Annotated in this window: 15 protein-coding genes; 12 read left to right on the forward strand and 3 right to left on the reverse strand. The window is 70.0% G+C overall.

Features of this window, described 5'->3' with window-relative positions; all coding sequences use genetic code 11:
* Positions 1 to 4 precede the first annotated feature (4 nt).
* The 10 genes from murD (at position 5) to AC57B8_RS14775 (ending at position 11844) form a co-directional block, all read left to right on the forward strand.
* A complete protein-coding gene (gene murD / locus AC57B8_RS14730; protein ID WP_496479998.1) occupies positions 5 to 2287 on the forward strand; it encodes a UDP-N-acetylmuramoyl-L-alanine--D-glutamate ligase in 2283 nt (760 codons plus the stop codon).
* Positions 2284 to 3579 (forward strand): putative lipid II flippase FtsW, encoded by a 1296-nt coding sequence (gene ftsW / locus AC57B8_RS14735; RefSeq protein ID WP_062474228.1) that lies wholly within the window; start codon positions 2284 to 2286, stop codon positions 3577 to 3579. Before murD ends, ftsW begins: the two co-directional genes overlap by 4 nt.
* A complete protein-coding gene (murG, locus tag AC57B8_RS14740) occupies positions 3576 to 4637 on the forward strand; it encodes an undecaprenyldiphospho-muramoylpentapeptide beta-N-acetylglucosaminyltransferase (RefSeq protein WP_070060128.1) in 1062 nt (353 codons plus the stop codon). Before ftsW ends, murG begins: the two co-directional genes overlap by 4 nt.
* Complete coding sequence (murC, locus tag AC57B8_RS14745) at positions 4634 to 6097, forward strand: UDP-N-acetylmuramate--L-alanine ligase (RefSeq protein WP_496479999.1); 1464 nt, start codon at positions 4634 to 4636, stop codon at positions 6095 to 6097. Before murG ends, murC begins: the two co-directional genes overlap by 4 nt.
* Positions 6094 to 7065: a D-alanine--D-alanine ligase gene (locus AC57B8_RS14750; RefSeq protein WP_062474222.1), complete on the forward strand. Its 972-nt coding sequence runs from the start codon at positions 6094 to 6096 to the stop codon at positions 7063 to 7065. Before murC ends, AC57B8_RS14750 begins: the two co-directional genes overlap by 4 nt.
* Positions 7066 to 7068: 3 nt before the next feature.
* A complete protein-coding gene (locus tag AC57B8_RS14755) occupies positions 7069 to 7857 on the forward strand; it encodes a cell division protein FtsQ/DivIB (protein WP_062474220.1) in 789 nt (262 codons plus the stop codon).
* Between the two features lie 20 nt (positions 7858 to 7877).
* Complete coding sequence (ftsA, locus tag AC57B8_RS14760) at positions 7878 to 9107, forward strand: cell division protein FtsA (protein WP_056575685.1); 1230 nt, start codon at positions 7878 to 7880, stop codon at positions 9105 to 9107.
* Positions 9108 to 9277: 170 nt separating this feature from the next.
* Positions 9278 to 10492, forward strand: coding sequence for a cell division protein FtsZ (gene ftsZ / locus AC57B8_RS14765; protein WP_062474218.1), 1215 nt, complete (start codon positions 9278 to 9280; stop codon positions 10490 to 10492).
* Positions 10493 to 10718: 226 nt separating this feature from the next.
* Positions 10719 to 11642 carry a UDP-3-O-acyl-N-acetylglucosamine deacetylase gene (lpxC, locus tag AC57B8_RS14770; protein WP_056575680.1) on the forward strand — a complete coding sequence of 308 codons (924 nt, stop codon included), beginning with the start codon at positions 10719 to 10721 and terminating at the stop codon, positions 11640 to 11642.
* Between the two features lie 25 nt (positions 11643 to 11667).
* Positions 11668 to 11844 (forward strand): hypothetical protein, encoded by a 177-nt coding sequence (locus AC57B8_RS14775; RefSeq protein ID WP_167394968.1) that lies wholly within the window; start codon positions 11668 to 11670, stop codon positions 11842 to 11844.
* Between the two features lie 10 nt (positions 11845 to 11854).
* Here AC57B8_RS14775 and AC57B8_RS14780 read toward each other — a convergent pair whose 3' ends face one another.
* The gene (locus tag AC57B8_RS14780) at positions 11855 to 12802 is read right to left on the reverse strand and encodes a LysR family transcriptional regulator (RefSeq protein ID WP_496480000.1); all 948 of its coding nucleotides are present in this window, start codon (positions 12800 to 12802) and stop codon (positions 11855 to 11857) included.
* 114 nt (positions 12803 to 12916) lie between these two features.
* Here AC57B8_RS14780 and AC57B8_RS14785 point away from each other — a divergent pair, with 114 nt between their 5' ends.
* Positions 12917 to 14239: an alpha-methylserine aldolase gene (locus tag AC57B8_RS14785; RefSeq protein WP_496480001.1), complete on the forward strand. Its 1323-nt coding sequence runs from the start codon at positions 12917 to 12919 to the stop codon at positions 14237 to 14239.
* Positions 14240 to 14243: 4 nt separating this feature from the next.
* Here AC57B8_RS14785 and ruvC read toward each other — a convergent pair whose 3' ends face one another.
* Positions 14244 to 14792 (reverse strand): crossover junction endodeoxyribonuclease RuvC, encoded by a 549-nt coding sequence (gene ruvC / locus AC57B8_RS14790; protein WP_062474210.1) that lies wholly within the window; start codon positions 14790 to 14792, stop codon positions 14244 to 14246.
* 148 nt (positions 14793 to 14940) lie between these two features.
* Between ruvC and AC57B8_RS14795 the strand changes: the two genes are divergently transcribed.
* Positions 14941 to 17025: a tetratricopeptide repeat protein gene (locus AC57B8_RS14795; protein ID WP_496480002.1), complete on the forward strand. Its 2085-nt coding sequence runs from the start codon at positions 14941 to 14943 to the stop codon at positions 17023 to 17025.
* Positions 17026 to 17048: 23 nt separating this feature from the next.
* Here the strand turns inward: AC57B8_RS14795 and AC57B8_RS14800 are convergent, their stop codons facing one another.
* Positions 17049 to 18038 carry a phosphatidate cytidylyltransferase gene (locus tag AC57B8_RS14800; RefSeq protein ID WP_496480003.1) on the reverse strand — a complete coding sequence of 330 codons (990 nt, stop codon included), beginning with the start codon at positions 18036 to 18038 and terminating at the stop codon, positions 17049 to 17051.

Consider the following 18038-nt stretch of genomic DNA (forward strand, 5'->3'; position numbering starts at 1 on the left):
AACCATGCGGCACCTGAAAGACCTCCCCGTTCTCATCCTCGGCCTCGGCGCGTCCGGGCTGGCGATGGCGCGCTGGTGCGCGCGCCACGGCGCGGTCGTGACCGTGGCCGACACGCGCGAGGCCCCGGCTTCGCTGGCGACGCTGCAGGCCGAGCTGCCCGATGCCACTTTCATCGGCGGGCCGTTCACGGCCGCGCTGGTCGAAGGCACGCCGATCCGCGCCGTGTACCGCTCGCCGGGCCTGTCGCCCGCGACGCTGGCGCCGGTCGTCGACGCGGCCAAGGCCGTGGGCCTCGTGGTCGGCGGTGAGCTGGACCTGTTCGCGCGCGCGTTGCTCGACCTGCAGACGGTCGAGGTGCCGGTGGTGGAGGCCGAAGCGGAAGTGCCGGTCGAAACCGCCGTGGTCGAGCCTGTCGTTGAAACGCCGGCCCAGGCCGAACTGGCCCTGAGCGAAGAAGTCCCTGTGGCGGAGGCTGCGGTGGTCGAGACGCCGGAAGTGCCTGCGCCGGAGGCTGCTGCGGTTGTCGAAGGCGAGCCCGAAGCGGCCGCGCCCGTCGAAGCCGTTGAGGCGACCGAGGCGGTTGCACCCACGGAGGCCGTGGCCGCTGAGTCGACCGAAGCCGTACTGCCAGTCGATGCGACTGCCGCAGAAGCCGAACCCGCCGCCCCCGTCGAACAGACCGAAGCCGCCGAACCCACACCGCGCGCCATGGCCGAAGCCATGCCGCGCGATGCATCGCTGAGTGTGCCGGTGACGCCGCCCACCGAAGACGTCGTCGCCGACGGCGCCACCACGGAAGACGCCACCACGGAAGACGGCGCAGCGCCGGCCACCGCTGATACGCCTGCCGTGTCGCCCGCCCCCGCCGCCACCGTCTCCCGGCTCCCGACCCCCGGCAAGCCCTACGTGCCCACCGCGGCGCGCGAGGCCGCCGAGTTCGTCGCCAAGATCGCCGAGCTGTCCGCCACCAACCCGGCGTCGGCCGCGGTCGAGGAAGAGGCCACGCCGCAGCTCGAACTCGTACCCGAACCCGAGCCCGAAGCGCCCAAGGGCTACACGCCCGCCGTGCTCGCCATCACCGGCACCAACGGCAAGACCACCGTCACCTCGCTCACCGGCCAGCTGGTCGAGCGCGCGGGCAAGACCGTGGCCGTGGCCGGCAACATCGGCCCGACGCTGCTCGACACGCTGGCTGCGCACCTCGACGCCGGCACGCTGCCCGACGTGTGGGTGCTCGAACTCTCGAGCTTCCAGCTCGACGGCGTGCAGGGCTTCGAGCCCACGGCCGCGACCGTGCTCAACCTCACGCAGGACCACCTCGACTGGCATGGCGACATGCCGGCCTACGCGGCCGCGAAGGCGCGCATCTTCGGCGCCAAGGGCCTGATGATCCTGAACCGCGACGACGCCGGCGTGATGGCCATGCTGCCGCCGCCGGTCAAGGTGCGGCTGCAGCGTCCGCAGATCCGCACCCACGTCACCTTCGGCGGCGCGATGCCGCTGCGCCCCGGCGACTACGGCATCGAACGCATCAACGGCGTGGCCTGGCTGGTGCGCGCGCTGGAAGCCGACGAAACGCAGAAGCGCAAGCGCGGCGCGGTGGTCGAAGAAGAGCTCTTCTTCCAGCGCCTCATGCCCGCCGACGCGCTGCGCATCCGCGGCCGCCACAACGCCATGAACGCGCTGGCCGCGCTCGCGCTCGCCAGTGCCGCCGACTGCCCGCTGGGCCCGATGCTCTACGGCCTGCGCGAGTACCGCGGCGAGCCGCACCGCGTCGAGCCGATCGCCATCGTGGACGAGGTCGAGTTCTTCGACGACAGCAAGGGCACCAATGTCGGCGCCACCGTGGCCGCACTGAGCGGCCTCGGCGAGGAGCGCCGCGTGGTCGTGATCCTCGGCGGCGAAGGCAAGGGCCAGGACTTCGAGCCGCTGGCCGACCCCGTGCGCCAGTACGCGCGCGCCGTCGTGCTGATCGGCCGCGACGCGCCGCTGATCGAGGCCGCGCTGGCCTCCACCGGCGTCTCGCTGAAGCACGCGGGCTCGATGGAAGAGGCCGTGAAGCTCGCCGCCGCGCGCGCCCACCCCGGCGATGCCGTGCTGCTGTCACCGGCCTGTGCGAGCTTCGACATGTTCAAGGACTACGCGCACCGCGCCGAGGTGTTCTGCGAGGCCGTCGAGGCCTATGCCGACAGCCCGCGCGAGGCCGTGGGTGGCGACGACGCGGTGGTGTCGTACGTGCCCGGCGCGTCGCTGTCCACCGCCGGATCGATGGAGGACCCGATTTGAACTCCGCAGCCGCAGGCCAGGAAACCAGCACCGGCAGCCGTTTCGGCGGCTGGTTCCGGCGCGCCCGCAGCGGCATGGATTCGCTGCCCGTGCACCTGCCCGTGCGGCTGGGCGGCGCCGGTGTCGCGCAGACCAAGGCCACGCCGATGCGCGTGCTGGGCTTCGACCAGGCGCTGGTCTGGGTCACGGTCGCGCTGATGACCTGGGGCCTGATCATGGTGTATTCGGCCTCGATCGCGCTGCCCGACAACCCGCGCTTCGCGCGCGCCGGCTACAGCGCCTCGTACTTCCTCACGCGGCATGCGGCCTCGCTGGTCATCGCGTTCATCGCCGCGCTGCTGACCTTCCAGGTCCCGATGAAGACCTGGGAGCGCGCCGCGCCTTGGCTCTTCGTGGCTTCGCTGCTGCTGCTGGTGGCGGTGCTCATTCCGCACATCGGCATCAACGTGAACGGCGCGCGCCGCTGGCTGCCGATGGGCTTCATGCGCTTCCAGCCGTCGGAGCTGGCCAAGTTTGCGATGGTGCTCTACGCCGCCAGCTACATGGTGCGCAAGATGGAGATCAAGGAGCGCTTCTTCCGCGCCGTGCTGCCGATGGGCATCGCGGTGGTGGTGGTCGGCATGCTGGTGATGGCCGAGCCCGACATGGGCGCCTTCATGGTGATCGCCGTGATCGCCATGGGCATCCTGTTCCTGGGCGGCGTGAACGCGCGCATGTTCTTCGTGATCGCGACGCTGGTGGTGGTGGCCTTCGGCTCCATCGTGGCGAGCAGCCCGTGGCGCCGCGAGCGCATCTTTGCGTACCTCGATCCGTGGAGCGAAGAGCACGCGCTGGGCAAGGGCTACCAGCTGTCGCACTCGCTGATCGCCATCGGCCGCGGCGAGGTCTTCGGCGTGGGCCTGGGCGGCAGCGTCGAGAAGCTGCACTGGCTGCCCGAGGCGCACACCGACTTCCTGCTGGCCGTGATCGGCGAGGAGTTCGGCCTGATCGGCGTGCTGCTGATCATCGGCCTGTTCCTGTGGCTCACGCGCCGCATCATGCACATCGGCCGCCAGGCGATCGCACTCGACCGCGTGTTCTCGGGCCTCGTGGCCCAGGGCGTGGGCGTGTGGATCGGCTTCCAGGCCTTCATCAACATGGGCGTGAACCTGGGCGCACTGCCGACCAAGGGCCTGACCTTGCCGCTGATGAGCTTCGGCGGCTCGGCGATCCTGATGAACCTCGTGGCGCTCGCCGTCGTGCTGCGCATCGACTATGAGAACCGTGTGCTGATGCGGGGAGGTCGCGTATGACGCGCACTGCGCTGGTCATGGCAGGCGGCACGGGCGGCCACATCTTCCCGGGCCTGGCAGTGGCCGAGGCCCTGCGCGAGCGCGGCTGGCGCGTGCACTGGCTGGGCGCGCCCGGCAGCATGGAAGAAAAGCTCGTGCCTCCGCGCGGCTTCGCCTTCGAGCCGGTGCAGTTCGGCGGCGTGCGCGGCAAGGGTCCGCTCACGCTGTTCCTGTTGCCGCTGAAGCTGCTGCGCGCCTTCTGGCAGAGCCTGGCCGTGGTGCGCCGCGTGAAGCCCGACGTGCTGGTGGGCCTGGGCGGCTACATCACCTTCCCGGGCGGGATGATGGGCGTGCTGATGGGCAAGCCGCTGGTGCTGCACGAGCAGAACTCGGTCGCCGGCCTCGCCAACAAGGTGCTGGCGGGCGTGGCCGACCGCGTGTTCACGGCCTTCCCGAACGTGCTGAAGAAGGCGCAGTGGGTGGGCAATCCGCTGCGCGCGGCGTTCACGTCGCAGCCCGATCCGGCCACGCGCTTCGCGGGCCGCACGGGACCGCTCAAATTGCTGGTGGTCGGCGGCAGCCTGGGCGCGCGTGCGCTCAACGCCGTGGTGCCGCAGGCGCTGGCGCGCATCGCGCCCGACGCCCGCCCGCAGGTGCTGCACCAGAGCGGCGCCAAGCAGATCGACGAGCTGCGCGCCAACTATGCGGCGGCCGGCGTCGAGGGCGAGCTCACGCCCTTCATCGACGACACCGCGCAGGCGTACGCCGAGGCCGACCTCATCGTCGCGCGCGCCGGTGCCAGCACCGTCACCGAAATCGCGGCCGTCGGCGCAGCAGCGCTGTTCGTGCCTTTCCCCTCGGCGGTCGACGACCACCAGACCACCAACGCGCGCTTCCTCGTGGACGCGGGCGGCGGCTGGCTGGTGCAACAGACCGACCTCACCCCTGAATTGCTGGCTGATTTGCTACAGAAAACCGAACGCGCGACCTTGATCGACCGGGCCACCAAGGCCAAGACCCTGCAGAAGACCGAAGCAGTGGACGCGGTTGTCCGCGCCTGCGAGGAGCTTGCGAAATGAAGCACGCGATCCGTCACATCCATTTCGTCGGCGTCGGCGGCTCGGGCATGAGCGGCATCGCCGAGGTGCTGCTGAACCTGGGCTACAGGATCACCGGCTCCGACCTGTCCGACAGCGCCACGCTGCGCCGCCTCGCGGGCCTGGGCATCGGCACCTTCGTGGGCCATGCCGCCGCGCACATCGACGGCGCCGACGCGGTCGTCACCTCCACCGCCGTGCAGTCGGACAACCCCGAGGTGCTGGCCGCGCGCGAAAAGCGCATTCCGGTCGTGCCGCGCGCGCTGATGCTCGCCGAGCTGATGCGCCTGAAGCAGGGCATCGCCATCGCCGGCACGCACGGCAAGACCACCACGACCAGCCTGGCCGCCAGCGTGCTCGAGGCCGCCGGGCTCGACCCGACCTTCGTGATCGGCGGGCGCCTGAACAGCGCCGGCGCCAACGCGCAGCTGGGCAGCGGCGACTACATCGTGGTCGAGGCCGACGAGTCGGACGCCTCGTTCCTGAACCTGCTGCCCGTGATGGCGGTGGTCACGAACATCGACGCCGACCACATGGAGACCTACGGGCACGACTTCGCGAAGCTGAAGAAAGCCTTTGTCGATTTCCTGCACCGCATGCCGTTCTACGGCGTGGCCATCCTGTGCACCGACGATCCGGCGGTGCGCGAGATCGTGGCCGACGTGACCTGCCCCGTCACCAGCTACGGCTTCGGCGAGGACGCCCAGGTGCGCGCCATCGACGTGCGCGCCGTCGGTGGCCAGATGCATTTCACCGCGCAGCGCCGCAACGGCGTGACGCTGCCCGACCTGCCCATCGTGCTGAACCTGCCGGGCGAGCACAACGTGCGCAACGCGCTGTCGGTGATCGCCATGGCGGTCGAGCTCGGCATTGCCGACGAAGCGGTGCAGCGCGGCCTGGCCGGCTTCAAGGGCGTGGGCCGCCGCTTCCAGAGCTACGGCGACGTGGCCGTGCCGAACGACACGGCCGGCGGGCGCTTCACCGTCATCGACGACTACGGCCACCACCCGGTCGAGATGGCGGCCACCATCGCGGCCGCGCGCGGCGCCTTCCCGGGGCGCCGGCTGGTGCTGGCCTTCCAGCCGCACCGCTACACCCGCACGCGCGACTGCTTCGAGGACTTCGTGAAGATCATCGGCACGGCCGATTCGGTGTTGCTGGGCGAGGTCTATGCCGCGGGCGAGGCGCCCATCGTGGCCGCCGACGGTCGCACGCTGGCGCGCGCGCTGCGCGTGGCCGGCAAGGTCGAGCCGGTGTTCGTGGACGACATCGTCGCCATGCCGCAGGCCATCCTGGACAACGCCCGGGCGGGCGACGTGGTGCTGTGCATGGGCGCGGGCTCCATCGGCGCGGTGCCGGGCAAGGTGGTCGAACTCGGCACGCCGCCCGCACCCTCATCAACAACTTCAGAGCGCACTGCGCGCAAGGGGAGGGCCGCGTGAGCCTTCAGGATCCACAACTTTTCGGCAAGGTCGCCGTGCTGTTCGGCGGCAGTTCCGCCGAACGCGAGGTGTCGCTGATGTCCGGCGCCGGCGTGCTGCAGGCCCTGCGTTCGCGCGGCGTCGACGCGCATGCCTTCGACCCGTCGGAGCGCGAGCTGACCGACCTGAAGCGCGAAGGCTTCGCGCGCTGCTTCGTCGCGCTGCACGGTCGCCACGGCGAAGACGGCACCGTGCAGGGCGCGCTCGAACTGCTCGGCATTCCCTACACCGGCTCGGGCGTGATGGCCTCTAGCGTGGCCATGGACAAGGTCATGACCAAGCGCATCTGGCAGGCCGACGGCCTGCCCACGCCCAAGTACGTGCGCCTGGCCTTCGACCAGCAAAGCCGCGAGCAGATCATGGTCGTGCCCGACGTGCTCGGCCTGCCGCTGATCGTGAAGCCGCCGCGCGAGGGCTCGTCCATCGGCGTGACCAAGGTCGAGGGCTACTCGCAGATGCAGGATGCGGTCGCGCTGTCGGCGAAGTTCGACGCCGACGTGCTGTGCGAAGAGTTCATCGACGGCGAGGAAGTCACCTGCGCCGTGCTCGGCCAGGGGCTCGATGCACGCGCGCTGCCGGTGGTGCGCATCGCCGCGCCCGAGGGCGCCTACGACTACCAGAACAAGTACTTCACCGACGACGTGAAGTACCAGTGCCCGAGCGGCCTGCCCGAAGCCGAGGAACGCGAGATCCAGCGCATCACGCTGGCCGCGTACCACACGCTCGGCTGCCGCGGCTGGGGCCGCGCCGACGTGATGATCCGCGCCAGCGACCGCAAGCCCTTCCTGCTCGAGATGAACACCTCGCCCGGCATGACCAGCCATTCGCTGGTGCCGATGTCGGCTCGCGCGGCGGGCATTCCCTACGAAGAGCTGTGCGTGCGCGTGCTCGCGTCCGCATCGCTGGATGCCAAGGGAGGCGCGAACTAAGCCATGGCCGACAGCATCCCCGCTCCCTTCGACGTCAAGCTGATGAACATCGTCGCGAACGTTGCGTTCGTGCTGGTGGCGCTCATGCTGCTGGCGGCGAGCGCGTGGTGGGTGCTGCGCCAGCCTTTCTTCCCGATCTCGGGCATCAAGGTGGACGGCGAGGTCACGCACAACAACGCGGTCACGCTGCGCGCCAACGTGGCGCCGCAGCTCAAGGGCAACTTCTTCACCATCGACCTGGCGCGTGCGCGCACCGCCTTCGAGACGGTGCCGTGGGTGCGCAGCGCGGTGGTGCGGCGCGAGTTCCCGAACAAGCTGCGCGTGACGCTGACCGAGCAGGTGCCGGTGGCGGTGTGGGGCGACGAGGCCGGCTCCAAGCTGATCAACGGCTTCGGCGACGTGTTCGAGGCCAACGTGGCCGAGGTCGACGCCGACCTGCCGCGCCTGGACGGCCCGATCGAGCAGGCCGGGCAGGTGCTGGGCATGTACCGCGTGCTCGCGCCGATGTTCGAGCCCTACGACTTCGACATCGCCGAGCTGCGGCTGTCCAGCCGCGGCAGCTGGAAGGTGCTACTCGACAGCGGGGCCGAGATCGAGCTCGGCCGCGGCCAGAGCGACGAGGTGTCGGCGCGCCTGCAGCGGTTCCTGAAGACCGTGACGCAGGTCGCGGGCCAGTACCGCCGCACGGTGGCCGACGTCGAACGCGCCGATCTGCGCCACAACGACGCGTATGCCCTGCGGCTGCGCGGCGTCACCACGGTCTCGCCCGAGGCCCCAAGAAAAATCAAGTAGCGAATACCGAGGACATCTACATGCCCAAAGAATACAAAGACCTGGTCGTAGGCCTGGACATCGGAACCGCCAAGGTGATGGTGGTCGTGGCCGAGGTGCTGCAAGGCGGCGAGCTCAAGCTGGCCGGCCTGGGCATCGCGCCCAGCAACGGCCTCAAGCGCGGCGTCGTGGTGAACATCGACGCCACCGTGCAGAGCATCCAGCAGGCGCTGAAAGAAGCCGAGCTGATGGCCGACTGCAAGATCAGCCGCGTCTACACCGGCATCACCGGCAGCCACATCCGCGGCATCAATTCGAGCGGCATGGTGGCGGTGAAGGACAAGGAAGTCACGCCCGCCGACGTGGCCCGCGTGGTCGAGACGGCGCGCGCCATCAACATCTCGAGCGACCAGCGCCTGCTGCTGGTGGAGCCGCAGGAGTTCGTGATCGACGGCCAGGACGTGAAGGAGCCGATCGGCATGAGCGGCATGCGCCTGGAAGCCAAGGTGCACATCGTGACCGGCGCGCAGAGCGCGGCCGAGAACATCATCAAGTGCGTGCGCCGCTGCGGCCTCGAGGTCGACCAGCTGATGCTGAACCCGCTGGCCTCCAGTCAGGCGGTGCTCACCGAGGACGAGCGCGAACTGGGCGTGGTGCTGGTCGACATCGGCGCGGGCACCACCGACGTGGCGATCTTCACCAACGGTGCGATCCGCCACACGGCCGTGATCCCGATCGCGGGCGACCTCATCACGAGCGACATCGCGATGGCCCTGCGCACGCCCACCAAGGACGCGGAGGACATCAAGGTCGAGCACGGCTACGCCAAGCAGCTGCTGGCCGACCCTGAATCGCAGGTCGAAGTCCCCGGCCTTGGCGATCGCGGCCCGCGCATGTTGAGCAAGCAGGCGCTTGCCGGCGTGATCGAGCCGCGCATCGAAGAAATCTTCTCGCTGGTGCAGCAGGTGGTGCGCGAGTCGGGCTACGAGGAAGTGCTGTCGTCGGGCGTGGTGCTCACGGGCGGCAGCGCCGTCATGCCCGGCATGGTCGAGCTCGGTGAAGACATCTTCCTCAAGCCCGTGCGTCGCGGCATCCCGAAGTACTCGAGCGCGCTCTCGGACATGGTGGCGCAGCCGCGCGCGGCCACCGTGATGGGCCTGCTCGAGGAGGCACGTTTTGCACGCATGCGTGGCTTCAAGGTCGCACAGAAGAACGGGTCCGTAAAGACTGCGTTCGGACGTTTCAAGGACTTCATCGTGGGGAACTTCTGACCATGAACCACTCCCCACTCTGGCTCGCACGCGCGGGCCCTCCGCTGCATTTCAACGAGCGATGGCGACGCACCGGTCCACCATCGCGACGGCGATCCCGTTGATCACGTCACGGCAAAAGAAATATTCATAGACACATAACGGCAACTGCAATATTCAAGGAGTTAGAAATGACCATCGAAATGATCGAAGTCGAAGAATTCAACCAGGGCACGCAGATCAAGGTGATCGGTGTCGGCGGCGGCGGTGGCAATGCGGTCGCCCACATGATGGAGCGTGGTGTGCAAGGCGTGCAGTTCGTCTGCGCCAACACCGACGCGCAAGCCCTGCAACGCAGCAACGCGCACAAGAACATCCAGCTGGGCATCAGCGGCCTGGGCGCCGGCAGCAAGCCCGAGAAGGGCCGTGACGCGGCCGAAGCCGCGGTGGACGACATCCGCGCCGCCATCGACGGCGCGCACATGCTGTTCATCACGGCCGGCATGGGCGGCGGCACCGGCACTGGCGCGGCGCCCGTGATCGCGCGCGTGGCCAAGGAAATGGGCATCCTGACGGTGGGCGTGGTGACCAAGCCCTTCGACTGGGAAGGCGGCCGTCGCATGACCAACGCCGACGCCGGCCTGGCCGAACTCGAAGCCAACGTCGACTCGCTGATCGTGGTGCTCAACGAGAAGCTGCTGGACGTGCTCGGTGAAGACATCACGCAGGACGAAGCCTTCGCGCACGCCAACGACGTGCTGAAGAACGCCGTGGGCGGCATCTCGGAGATCATCAACGAGTACGGCGGCGTGAACGTCGACTTCGAAGACGTGCGCACCGTGATGGGCGAACCCGGCAAGGCCATGATGGGCACGGCCGCGGCTGCAGGCCCGGACCGCGCGCGCATCGCCGCCGAACAGGCCGTGGCCTGCCCGCTGCTCGAAGGCATCGACCTCTCGGGCGCCAAGGGCGTGCTGGTGCTGGTGACGGCATCGAAGGGCTCGCTGAAGCTGAACGAGTCGAAGCTCGCGATGAACACCATCCGCGCCTACGCCTCGCCGGACGCGCACGTGATCTACGGCGCCGCCTACGACGAAAGCCTGGGCGACCAGATGCGCGTCACGGTGGTGGCCACGGGCCTGTCGCGTGCCGACGCACGCCGCCAGGCCCCGACGCTCGAAGTGATCCGCACCGGAACCGACAACATCCCGTTCACCGTGCCGACGCTCGGCGGCGTGGGCCACGCGGGTGGTGGTTCGGGCAGCCAGCCCAACTACGACGGCATGGCCGTGCCCAGCGTGTGGCGCACCAACCGCACGATGGCCGCCGCCAAGGTCGACGCGCTGTCGTCGGGTGGCATGGACGACTTCGAGATCCCGGCTTTCCTGCGCCGTCAGGCAGACTGACCGCAGGCCACCGAACGCAGAGGGCACGAGGGTTCGCAAGGGGACGGGGAAGACCTGAAAGGGACTGACCCCCGGCTCTAGGCGCTGCGTCCACCTCGTGCCCCTTGCGTCCATCGCCGGGGGCTCCCCGGCTTTTTGTTCTTTCTTATCTGACCGGTCCATGTCTATCGCGGCCATAGCGAAGGGAATAGGGCGTCACGGTCGCCGCCCGCCTAAAATCTCGGGCGTGCTGCAACAACGAACCCTCAAGTCGATCAGCCGCGCCGTGGGCGTGGGGCTTCACAGCGGCCAACGCGTGGAGCTGACCCTGCGACCGGCCCCGGCCGACACGGGCATCGTGTTCCGCCGCGTCGACCTGCCCGAGCCGGTCGAGATCCGCATGACCGCCGAATCGGTCACCGACACGCGCCTGGCGTCCACCGTCTCCACGGGCGGTGCCAAGGTGCAGACCGTCGAACACATCATGTCCGCCTGCGCGGGCCTGGGCATCGACAACCTCTACATCGACATCACGGCCGACGAAGTGCCGATCCTCGACGGGTCGGCCTCGTCCTTCGTGTTCCTGCTGCAAAGCGCGGGCATCGAACTGCAGAAGGCGCCGCGCCGCTTCATCCGCGTGCTGCGCAAGGTCGAGGTGCGCGAAGGCGAGGGCGCCAACGAGAAGTGGGCAAGCCTGGAGCCGTACCACGGCTTCAAGCTGAGCTTCGAGATCGACTTCGACCACCGCGTCGTCAACTCCACCGGCCAGCGCGTGGAGTTCGACCTGGGCACCGACTCGTACAGCCGCGACATCGCGCGTGCGCGCACCTTCGGCTTTACCAAGGAAGTCGAGTACATGCGCAGCAAGGGCCTCGCACTCGGCGGCGGTCTGGACAACGCCATCGTCATGGACGACACCAAGGTGCTCAATGCCGGTGGCCTGCGCTACGACGACGAGTTCGTGAAGCACAAGATCCTCGACGCCATGGGCGACCTGTACATCATCGGCAAGCCGCTGCTGGCCGCGTACACCGCGTTCCGCTCGGGCCATGCGCTCAACAACAAGCTGCTGCGCGAGCTGCTCTCGCACAGCGACGCCTACGAGGTCGTGACCTTCGAGGACGAGAAGCGCGCACCGCGCGGCTTCGGCGAAGTGGCGCGGGCCTGGTAAGCCCGGCGCACGCCTTTTCTTTCCGATGCTTCTCTTTCGCTGGGCCATCCTGCTGCTTCTGCTGGTGGCGGGCGTGTCCTTCGCGTTCTATGCGGGCACGGGGCAGGTCAAGTACCGCCGCTTCGGCTGGATCGTGTTCAAGTGGACGGTGCTGGCGGCGCTCGGCTTCTTCGCCGTGCTGATCGCTGAACGCGTCGCGTAGCGCGAGCCGTTCAATCGACCAGGGCCTGCAGCGCCTGCACTTGCTGCGCGAGCAGCGGCCCCTTGCGGTGCGCGGGCACCAGCAGCATCAGCGTGTCGCTCAGCGCCTTCGGCCGCCCCCAAGGCGCGTGCAGCCGGCCTTTCTCCAGCAGCGGCGCCACCAGCCGCTCGCGACCCATCAGCACCCCTTCACCGTCGAGCGCGGCCTGCAGCGCAAGGCTGTAGAGCGAGAAATCGGGCCCGGCAGCCAGCGCATCGGCCTCGGCCGCCGTGGTGCCGGGGCGCACGGCCTGCAGCCAGCGCGACCAGTCGTCGCGCCACACCGTGTCGTGCAGGCCGCCGCAGCGCACGAGCACGTCGAGGAGGTCGTCGAGCGGGCGCGGGCGTGCGCTCTCCAGCGATGCGCGCACGCGCGGGCTGCACACGGGCACGAGGCGGTCGCGCGCGAGCGGGATGCCCGTCGCGCCGACGGCGGCTTCGGCGCCGCGTGCGTAGAACAGTCCGAGGTCGAAGGGCTCGCGCCGGAAGTTCGGCGGCTGTTCCAGCGCCGTCACCGACACCTGCACGCCGGGCAGCGCGGCCTTCAGCCGCGAGAGCCGCGGCGAGAGCCACAGTTGCGCCATGGCCGGCAGGGCCGCCACCTGCAGCGTGCTGCGGCGCGCGGCGGTCTGGGTTTCCTGGCGCAGCGCCTGCACCGCGAGGCCGAGCTGGTCGACCGCCGCGCTGAGTGCAGGCAGCGCGCGCCGGCCGTGCGCGCTGAGCCGGATGCCCTGGCTGTGCCGCTCGAACAGCGCACCGCCGGCCCAGGTCTCGAGCGCCTTGATCTGCTGCGCGACGGCGGCGGGCGTCACGAACAGCTCCTCGGCCGCGCGCGCGAAGCTGCCGTGGCGCGCCGCAGCCTCGAAGGCGCGCACGGCCGTGTGCGGCGGCAGGCGAGGGCGGGGTGGAGCAAGGGACATGCGCTGAAGGCCAAGTTTTTCTAGGGCTCGGGCCCAGTTTATCCGTGTTGCTGGTAGCGGCGCGGGGCGCGACCATGCGGTCATTCCCTTCCACCACTCCCAGCGAGACACCGCATGCCCGCAGCCCTTCACCGCCGTTCCTGGGTTCCCGCCGCCAGCGAGGACCACGTGCTCGCCATCGCCGCCGACGCCGCCGCGCGCGACGCGGCGGGCGTGGCCGCCGAGCTCGAACGCCTCGTGGCCGACAGCCACCGCATCCATGACATCGACGGGCTGAACCTCAACCCCGCCACCAACGTGATGAACCCCGCCGCCGAGGCGCTGCTGTCGCGCGGGCTGGGCTCGCGCCCGTCGCTGGGCTACCCGGGCGACAAGTACGAGATGGGGCTGGAAGCCATCGAGCGCATCGAGGTCGTCGCCGCCGAGCTGGCGGCCGAGGTGTTCGGCGCGCGCTTCGCCGAGGTGCGCGTGAGCTCGGGCGCGCTGTCGAACCTGTACGTGTTCATGGCGACCTGCCAGCCCGGCGACACGATCATCGCGCCGCCGCCCGCCATCGGCGGCCATGTGACGCACCATGCGACGGGCGCGGCCGGGCTCTACGGCCTGAAGACCGTGCCGGCGCCGGTCGATGCCGACGGCTACTCGGTCGACGTGGTGGCGCTGGCCAAGCTCGCGCGCGAGGTGAAGCCCAAGCTCATCACCATCGGCGGCAGCCTGAACCTGTTCCCGCACCCGGTGCCCGCGATCCGCGAGGTGGCCGACAGCGTGGGCGCCAAGGTGCTCTTCGATGCCGCGCACCTCTCGGGCATGGTGGCCGGCAAGGCCTGGCCGCAGCCGCTCGAAGAGGGCGCGCACGCGATCACCATGAGCACCTACAAGAGCCTGGGCGGCCCGGCCGGCGGGCTGATCGTGTCGAACGACGCGGCGCTGATGGAGCGCATCGACGCCATCGCCTACCCCGGCCTCACGGCCAACTCGGACGCGGGCCGCACGGCGGCGCTGGCGCGTGGCCTGCTCGACTGGAAGGTGCACGGCACGGCCTATGCAGCGGCGATGCGCGACACCGCGCAGGCGCTGGCACGTGCGCTCGATGCGCAAGGCCTGCCGGTGTTCGCCAAGGCACGCGGCTTCACGCAGTCGCACCAGTTCGCCCTCGAGGCCGCGCGCTGGGGCGGCGGGCAACGTGCCGCGAAGCAGCTGGCCCAGGGCGGGTTGCTGGCCTGCGGCATCGGCCTGCCGATCGCGCCAGTCGACGGCGACATCAACGGCCTGCGCCTGGGCGTGCCCGAGATCGTGCGGCTGGGCTTCACGCCCGAGGACATGCCGCAACTGGCCGACTGGATCGCGCGGGCATTGGCTGGCGATGCGATGTCGGTGGCCGCCGAGGTGCGCGAGCGGCGCACGCGGCTGAACGGCCTGCGCTACATCGTGCGCTGAAGCCTCAGCGCGAACGCCCTTGCCGGTAGGTGCCGGCGTGGGTCTTCGACAGCTCGGCCGCCTCCGCGAGCCGCGCCATCGAACGGCCGACCTGCGCGTGCGTGATGGCGATGCCCAGCGCGTCCGCTGCGTCGGCGCCCGGCAGGCCGGGCAGGTCGAGCAGGCGCTTGACCATCTCCTGCACCTGCGCCTTTGCGGCCTGGCCGTGGCCGGCCACGGCCTTCTTCATCTGCAGCGCCGTGTACTCGGCCACCGAGAGGTTGTGGCTCACCAGCGCCGTCACGCAGGCACCGCGCGCCTGGCCCAGCAGCAGCGTCGACTGCGGGTTGACGTTGACGAAGATGATTTCGACCGCCGATGCCTCGGGCTGGTAGCGCGCCGTGATCTCGCCGATGCCGTCGAACAGCACCTTCAGGCGCGCCGGCAGGTTGCCGCTGCCCAGGTGCCGGGTGCTGATGGTGCCGCTGGCCACGTAGCGCAGCGCATGGCCGTCCGCATCGACCACGCCGAAGCCGGTGGTCTGCAAACCGGGGTCGATGCCGAGGATCCGCATGAAAAGGAAGCGTAAAGGCCTAAGCCTGGGTGAGGAAGGTTGAAGAAGGTGCGAATTCGCGCGCGATGCGTGGGGGATCGCGGGCAGAATCCGCCGTTCTTGCATTCCGCCCCGCTCCGCGCGGGGCGCGCCACACAAGGAAGCGAAGGTGAATGTAGTCGAGTCCTCCGCGCAGCAGCAACCGAAGCCATTGAACGACGCCCCGGTCTTGCCCGCGCACCTGCAGCAATCTCCCGCCGAACGCGCCGCCGCGAGCTTTCGCCAGGCGGAGCTGTTGAGCGACCTCGGCCGCCGCCGCGAGGCGATCGCCGCCTGCAGCCGGCTGATCGCCGAGTTCGGCGCGCTGCCCGATGCCGCCGTGGTCGTGCCCTGTTGCCAGGCGCTGCGGCTGCTCGCGCACGTGCTGCGCCAGCTGCACCGCCCGGCCGACGCGCTGGCCACGCTCGACCGCCTGGTGGCCGCGCACGGCGGGCGCAGCGAGCCCGAGATCCGCGCGCACATCGCCCACGCGCTGTACCAGCGCACCTGGCTCATCGACGACGCGGCGGCGCGTTGCGAGGCCTGCGATTTCATGAGCGAGCAGCTCGACGCACAGGCCGATGCCGCGCTCGATGCGTGGCGGCTCGACGCGCGCCTGCTCAAGGCCGAGATCGAACACCACCGCGGCCTGCCGCAGGACGCATTGGCCACGCTCGAGGCGGCCATCGAACGCTTCGAAGGCGCCGCCGACGCCGGCGTGGTCCTGCGCGTGGCGCGGGCCCGGCTGGCCGCGGTGCTCAACCTGCGCGAACTGGCGCAGCACACGCAGGCGCAGGTGCTGTGCCTGCAGGTGGCCGACCAGATCGAGACCGGCCTGGCCGAGGCCGCGCCCGAGCTGCGGCTGGAGGGCGTGCGCGCGCTGGCCCTGTTCTTCGACGGCCTCGGGCTCGACGAGGTCGCGCGCCGCGCCGAGCTGGTCGGCTGGCTGCTCGACCGCTACGGCCACGACGCCTCCGCGCAGGTGCGTCGCCTCGCGGCCGTGCGCGCCCACGAATGGGCCGTGGGGCTGCGCGACCAGGGCGACGGCGAGGCCGCGCTGGCCGCCTGCGAGCGCCTGCTCGGCACCTTTGCGCGCGACGGCGACGCCGTGGTGCAGCGCACCGTGGCCACCACCTTGCTGCACAAGGGCTTCGTGCTGCTCGACCTGCTGGGGCGGCCCGAGGCGGCGCTTGCGGTGTACGAGCCGCTCGTGGCGGCGTCGCGCGACGGCGCCACGCCCGAACTGCGCGAGCTGCGCGTGAAGGCCATGGCCGGGCGCGAGGCCTGCCTGAAGCGCCTGCGCAAGACCGGCGGCCTTGACGTCGGCGAGCTGCCGGCCGAGCTCTTCGATGCGGCGTGCGATACCGTTCGCGAAGGCCGCAAGCTCGGTGACGCGGGCGCCCCGCGCGAGGCCATCGCGCTGTTCGACGAGGTGCTCGCGGCGCATGCCGCCTCGCCGCACCCGCTGATGCGCCGCCAGTGCGCGCGCGCCCTGTCGCACAAGACCTTCTGCCTGCTGGCGCTCGAGCACTTCGCCGAGGTCGTCGAGGCGGCCGACGCGATGGACGCGCGCTACGGCGCCGATGCCTCCACCGAGATGCAGTCGCAGGTGGCGCTGTGCCTGCAATACAAGAGCACCGCGCTCGATCGCCTCGCGCGGCCCGCGGACGAGATGCGCGTGCACGACGAGATCGTTGCGCGCTGGGGTAATTCCGAGCTGCCCGACCTGCGTGCGCGCGTGGCCGGCGCGCTGTTCCGCAAGGGCGCCGTGCTGCGTCGCGCGGGCCGCTTCGCCGAGGCCGTGGCCAGCTACGACGAGGTGATCGCGCGCACGGCGATGGCGCGGGACAGCGCCCTGCAGCTGTGGGCCGCCAAGTCGATGATCAACAAGGCCAAGGCCTTCGACAAGATGGACGACCTGCCTGGCCAGGCCAAGGCCTACCGCGTGCTCATCGCGCGTTTTGGCGAGTCGGGCGACGCGGCCTTGCGCGAGCGCGTGGCCAATGCCTGCGAATGGCTGGCCGAGGCCGAAGGCCGGCAGGGGCGGGTGGCGGCGCAGCGCGAGGCGCTGGAGCTGGCACTCGGGCGCTTCGGCACCGCGCTCTCGGCCGAGCAGCGCACGCGGCTCAAGCGCGAGCTTCAGGCGCTGAAGACGAAGGCCCTGGGACGGCGCGCAAAGCAGGCCTTCGACCGGGTGGTGCGGCGCAAGGCCTGATCGCCCGCCGCCCGCCCGGTGCTTCAGACGTTGAAGTACCAGCGGATCGAATGGAAGAAGATCGGCGCCGCGAAGCACAGCGCGTCGACGCGGTCGAGCAGGCCGTTGGCGCCAGTCACGCCCACGCCCTTCTGGCCCCAGTTCGGAATGCCGCGGTCGCGCTTGAGCGCCTTCATCACGAGGTGGCCCATCGAGCCCGCGACGCAGGCAATGATCGACACCGCGAGCGCCTGCCCGAACTTGAACGGCGTGATGAACGAGAACAGCGCGCCCACCAGGCTGGCCACGACGATGCCGACGCCCCAGCTGGTCCAGTTGAAGCTGCGGCTCACGTTCGGCGCGAACGGCGTGCGCTGCATGCGCCGCGAGATCAGGTGCTGCACCAGCACCGAGGTCTGCACCACGATCACCAGGAAGAACACGAGGAAGGCGCTCTTGCCTTCGTACCCCGGGAAGGTCAGCAGCAGCAGCGCGGGCACGTGGCTCATGCCGTAGACGCAGACCATGATGCCCCACTGCAGCTTGGCGTTGCGCTCGAGGAAATGGCTGGGGTCGTTCGCCAGCGCGCTCGCCACCGGAATGGCGAGGAACACGTAGACCGGGATGAACACCGTGAACAGGTCGAAGCGCGCGGTGGCCACCAGCCAGAACTGGATCGGCAGCACCACGAAGAACGCGAGGATCAGGCTGCGGTGGTCGCCGCGCCGCGTCGGCGAGAGCGTGATGAATTCGCGCAGCGCAAAGAACGCGATCAGCGCGAACAGCACCGTGGCCACCGTTTCGCCCAGCGCCCAGCCGATCCAGAACACGATCACCATGAACCAGGTGGTGCCCAGCAGCGCGCGGAAATGCGCCAGCTCGGCCTGCCACGATTCGTCGTGCACCGGGTTGCGCCGCTCCTTGAAGCTCAGGAAGAAGACGGCGGTGCTCACGATGACGAGCAGGCCGAAGACGATCAGGAAAAGGGCCGCGACCTGCTGGGTCGGGCTGAGGCTGCGCAGGAACTGGTTCAT

The organism is Variovorax sp. BGA-UO-ETr-C22 (assembly GCF_059567965.1).

Coding starts and splice junctions, on each gene's coding strand:
- murD (WP_496479998.1), top strand. CDS start 5: ATGCGGCACCTGAAAGACCTCCCCGTTCTCATCCTCGGCCTCGGCGCG.
- murG (WP_070060128.1), top strand. CDS start 3,576: ATGACGCGCACTGCGCTGGTCATGGCAGGCGGCACGGGCGGCCACATC.
- murC (WP_496479999.1), top strand. CDS start 4,634: ATGAAGCACGCGATCCGTCACATCCATTTCGTCGGCGTCGGCGGCTCG.
- AC57B8_RS14755 (WP_062474220.1), top strand. CDS start 7,069: ATGGCCGACAGCATCCCCGCTCCCTTCGACGTCAAGCTGATGAACATC.
- ftsA (WP_056575685.1), top strand. CDS start 7,878: ATGCCCAAAGAATACAAAGACCTGGTCGTAGGCCTGGACATCGGAACC.
- ftsZ (WP_062474218.1), top strand. CDS start 9,278: ATGACCATCGAAATGATCGAAGTCGAAGAATTCAACCAGGGCACGCAG.
- AC57B8_RS14775 (WP_167394968.1), top strand. CDS start 11,668: ATGCTTCTCTTTCGCTGGGCCATCCTGCTGCTTCTGCTGGTGGCGGGC.
- AC57B8_RS14780 (WP_496480000.1), bottom strand. CDS start 12,802: ATGTCCCTTGCTCCACCCCGCCCTCGCCTGCCGCCGCACACGGCCGTG.
- AC57B8_RS14785 (WP_496480001.1), top strand. CDS start 12,917: ATGCCCGCAGCCCTTCACCGCCGTTCCTGGGTTCCCGCCGCCAGCGAG.
- ruvC (WP_062474210.1), bottom strand. CDS start 14,792: ATGCGGATCCTCGGCATCGACCCCGGTTTGCAGACCACCGGCTTCGGC.
- AC57B8_RS14800 (WP_496480003.1), bottom strand. CDS start 18,038: ATGAACCAGTTCCTGCGCAGCCTCAGCCCGACCCAGCAGGTCGCGGCC.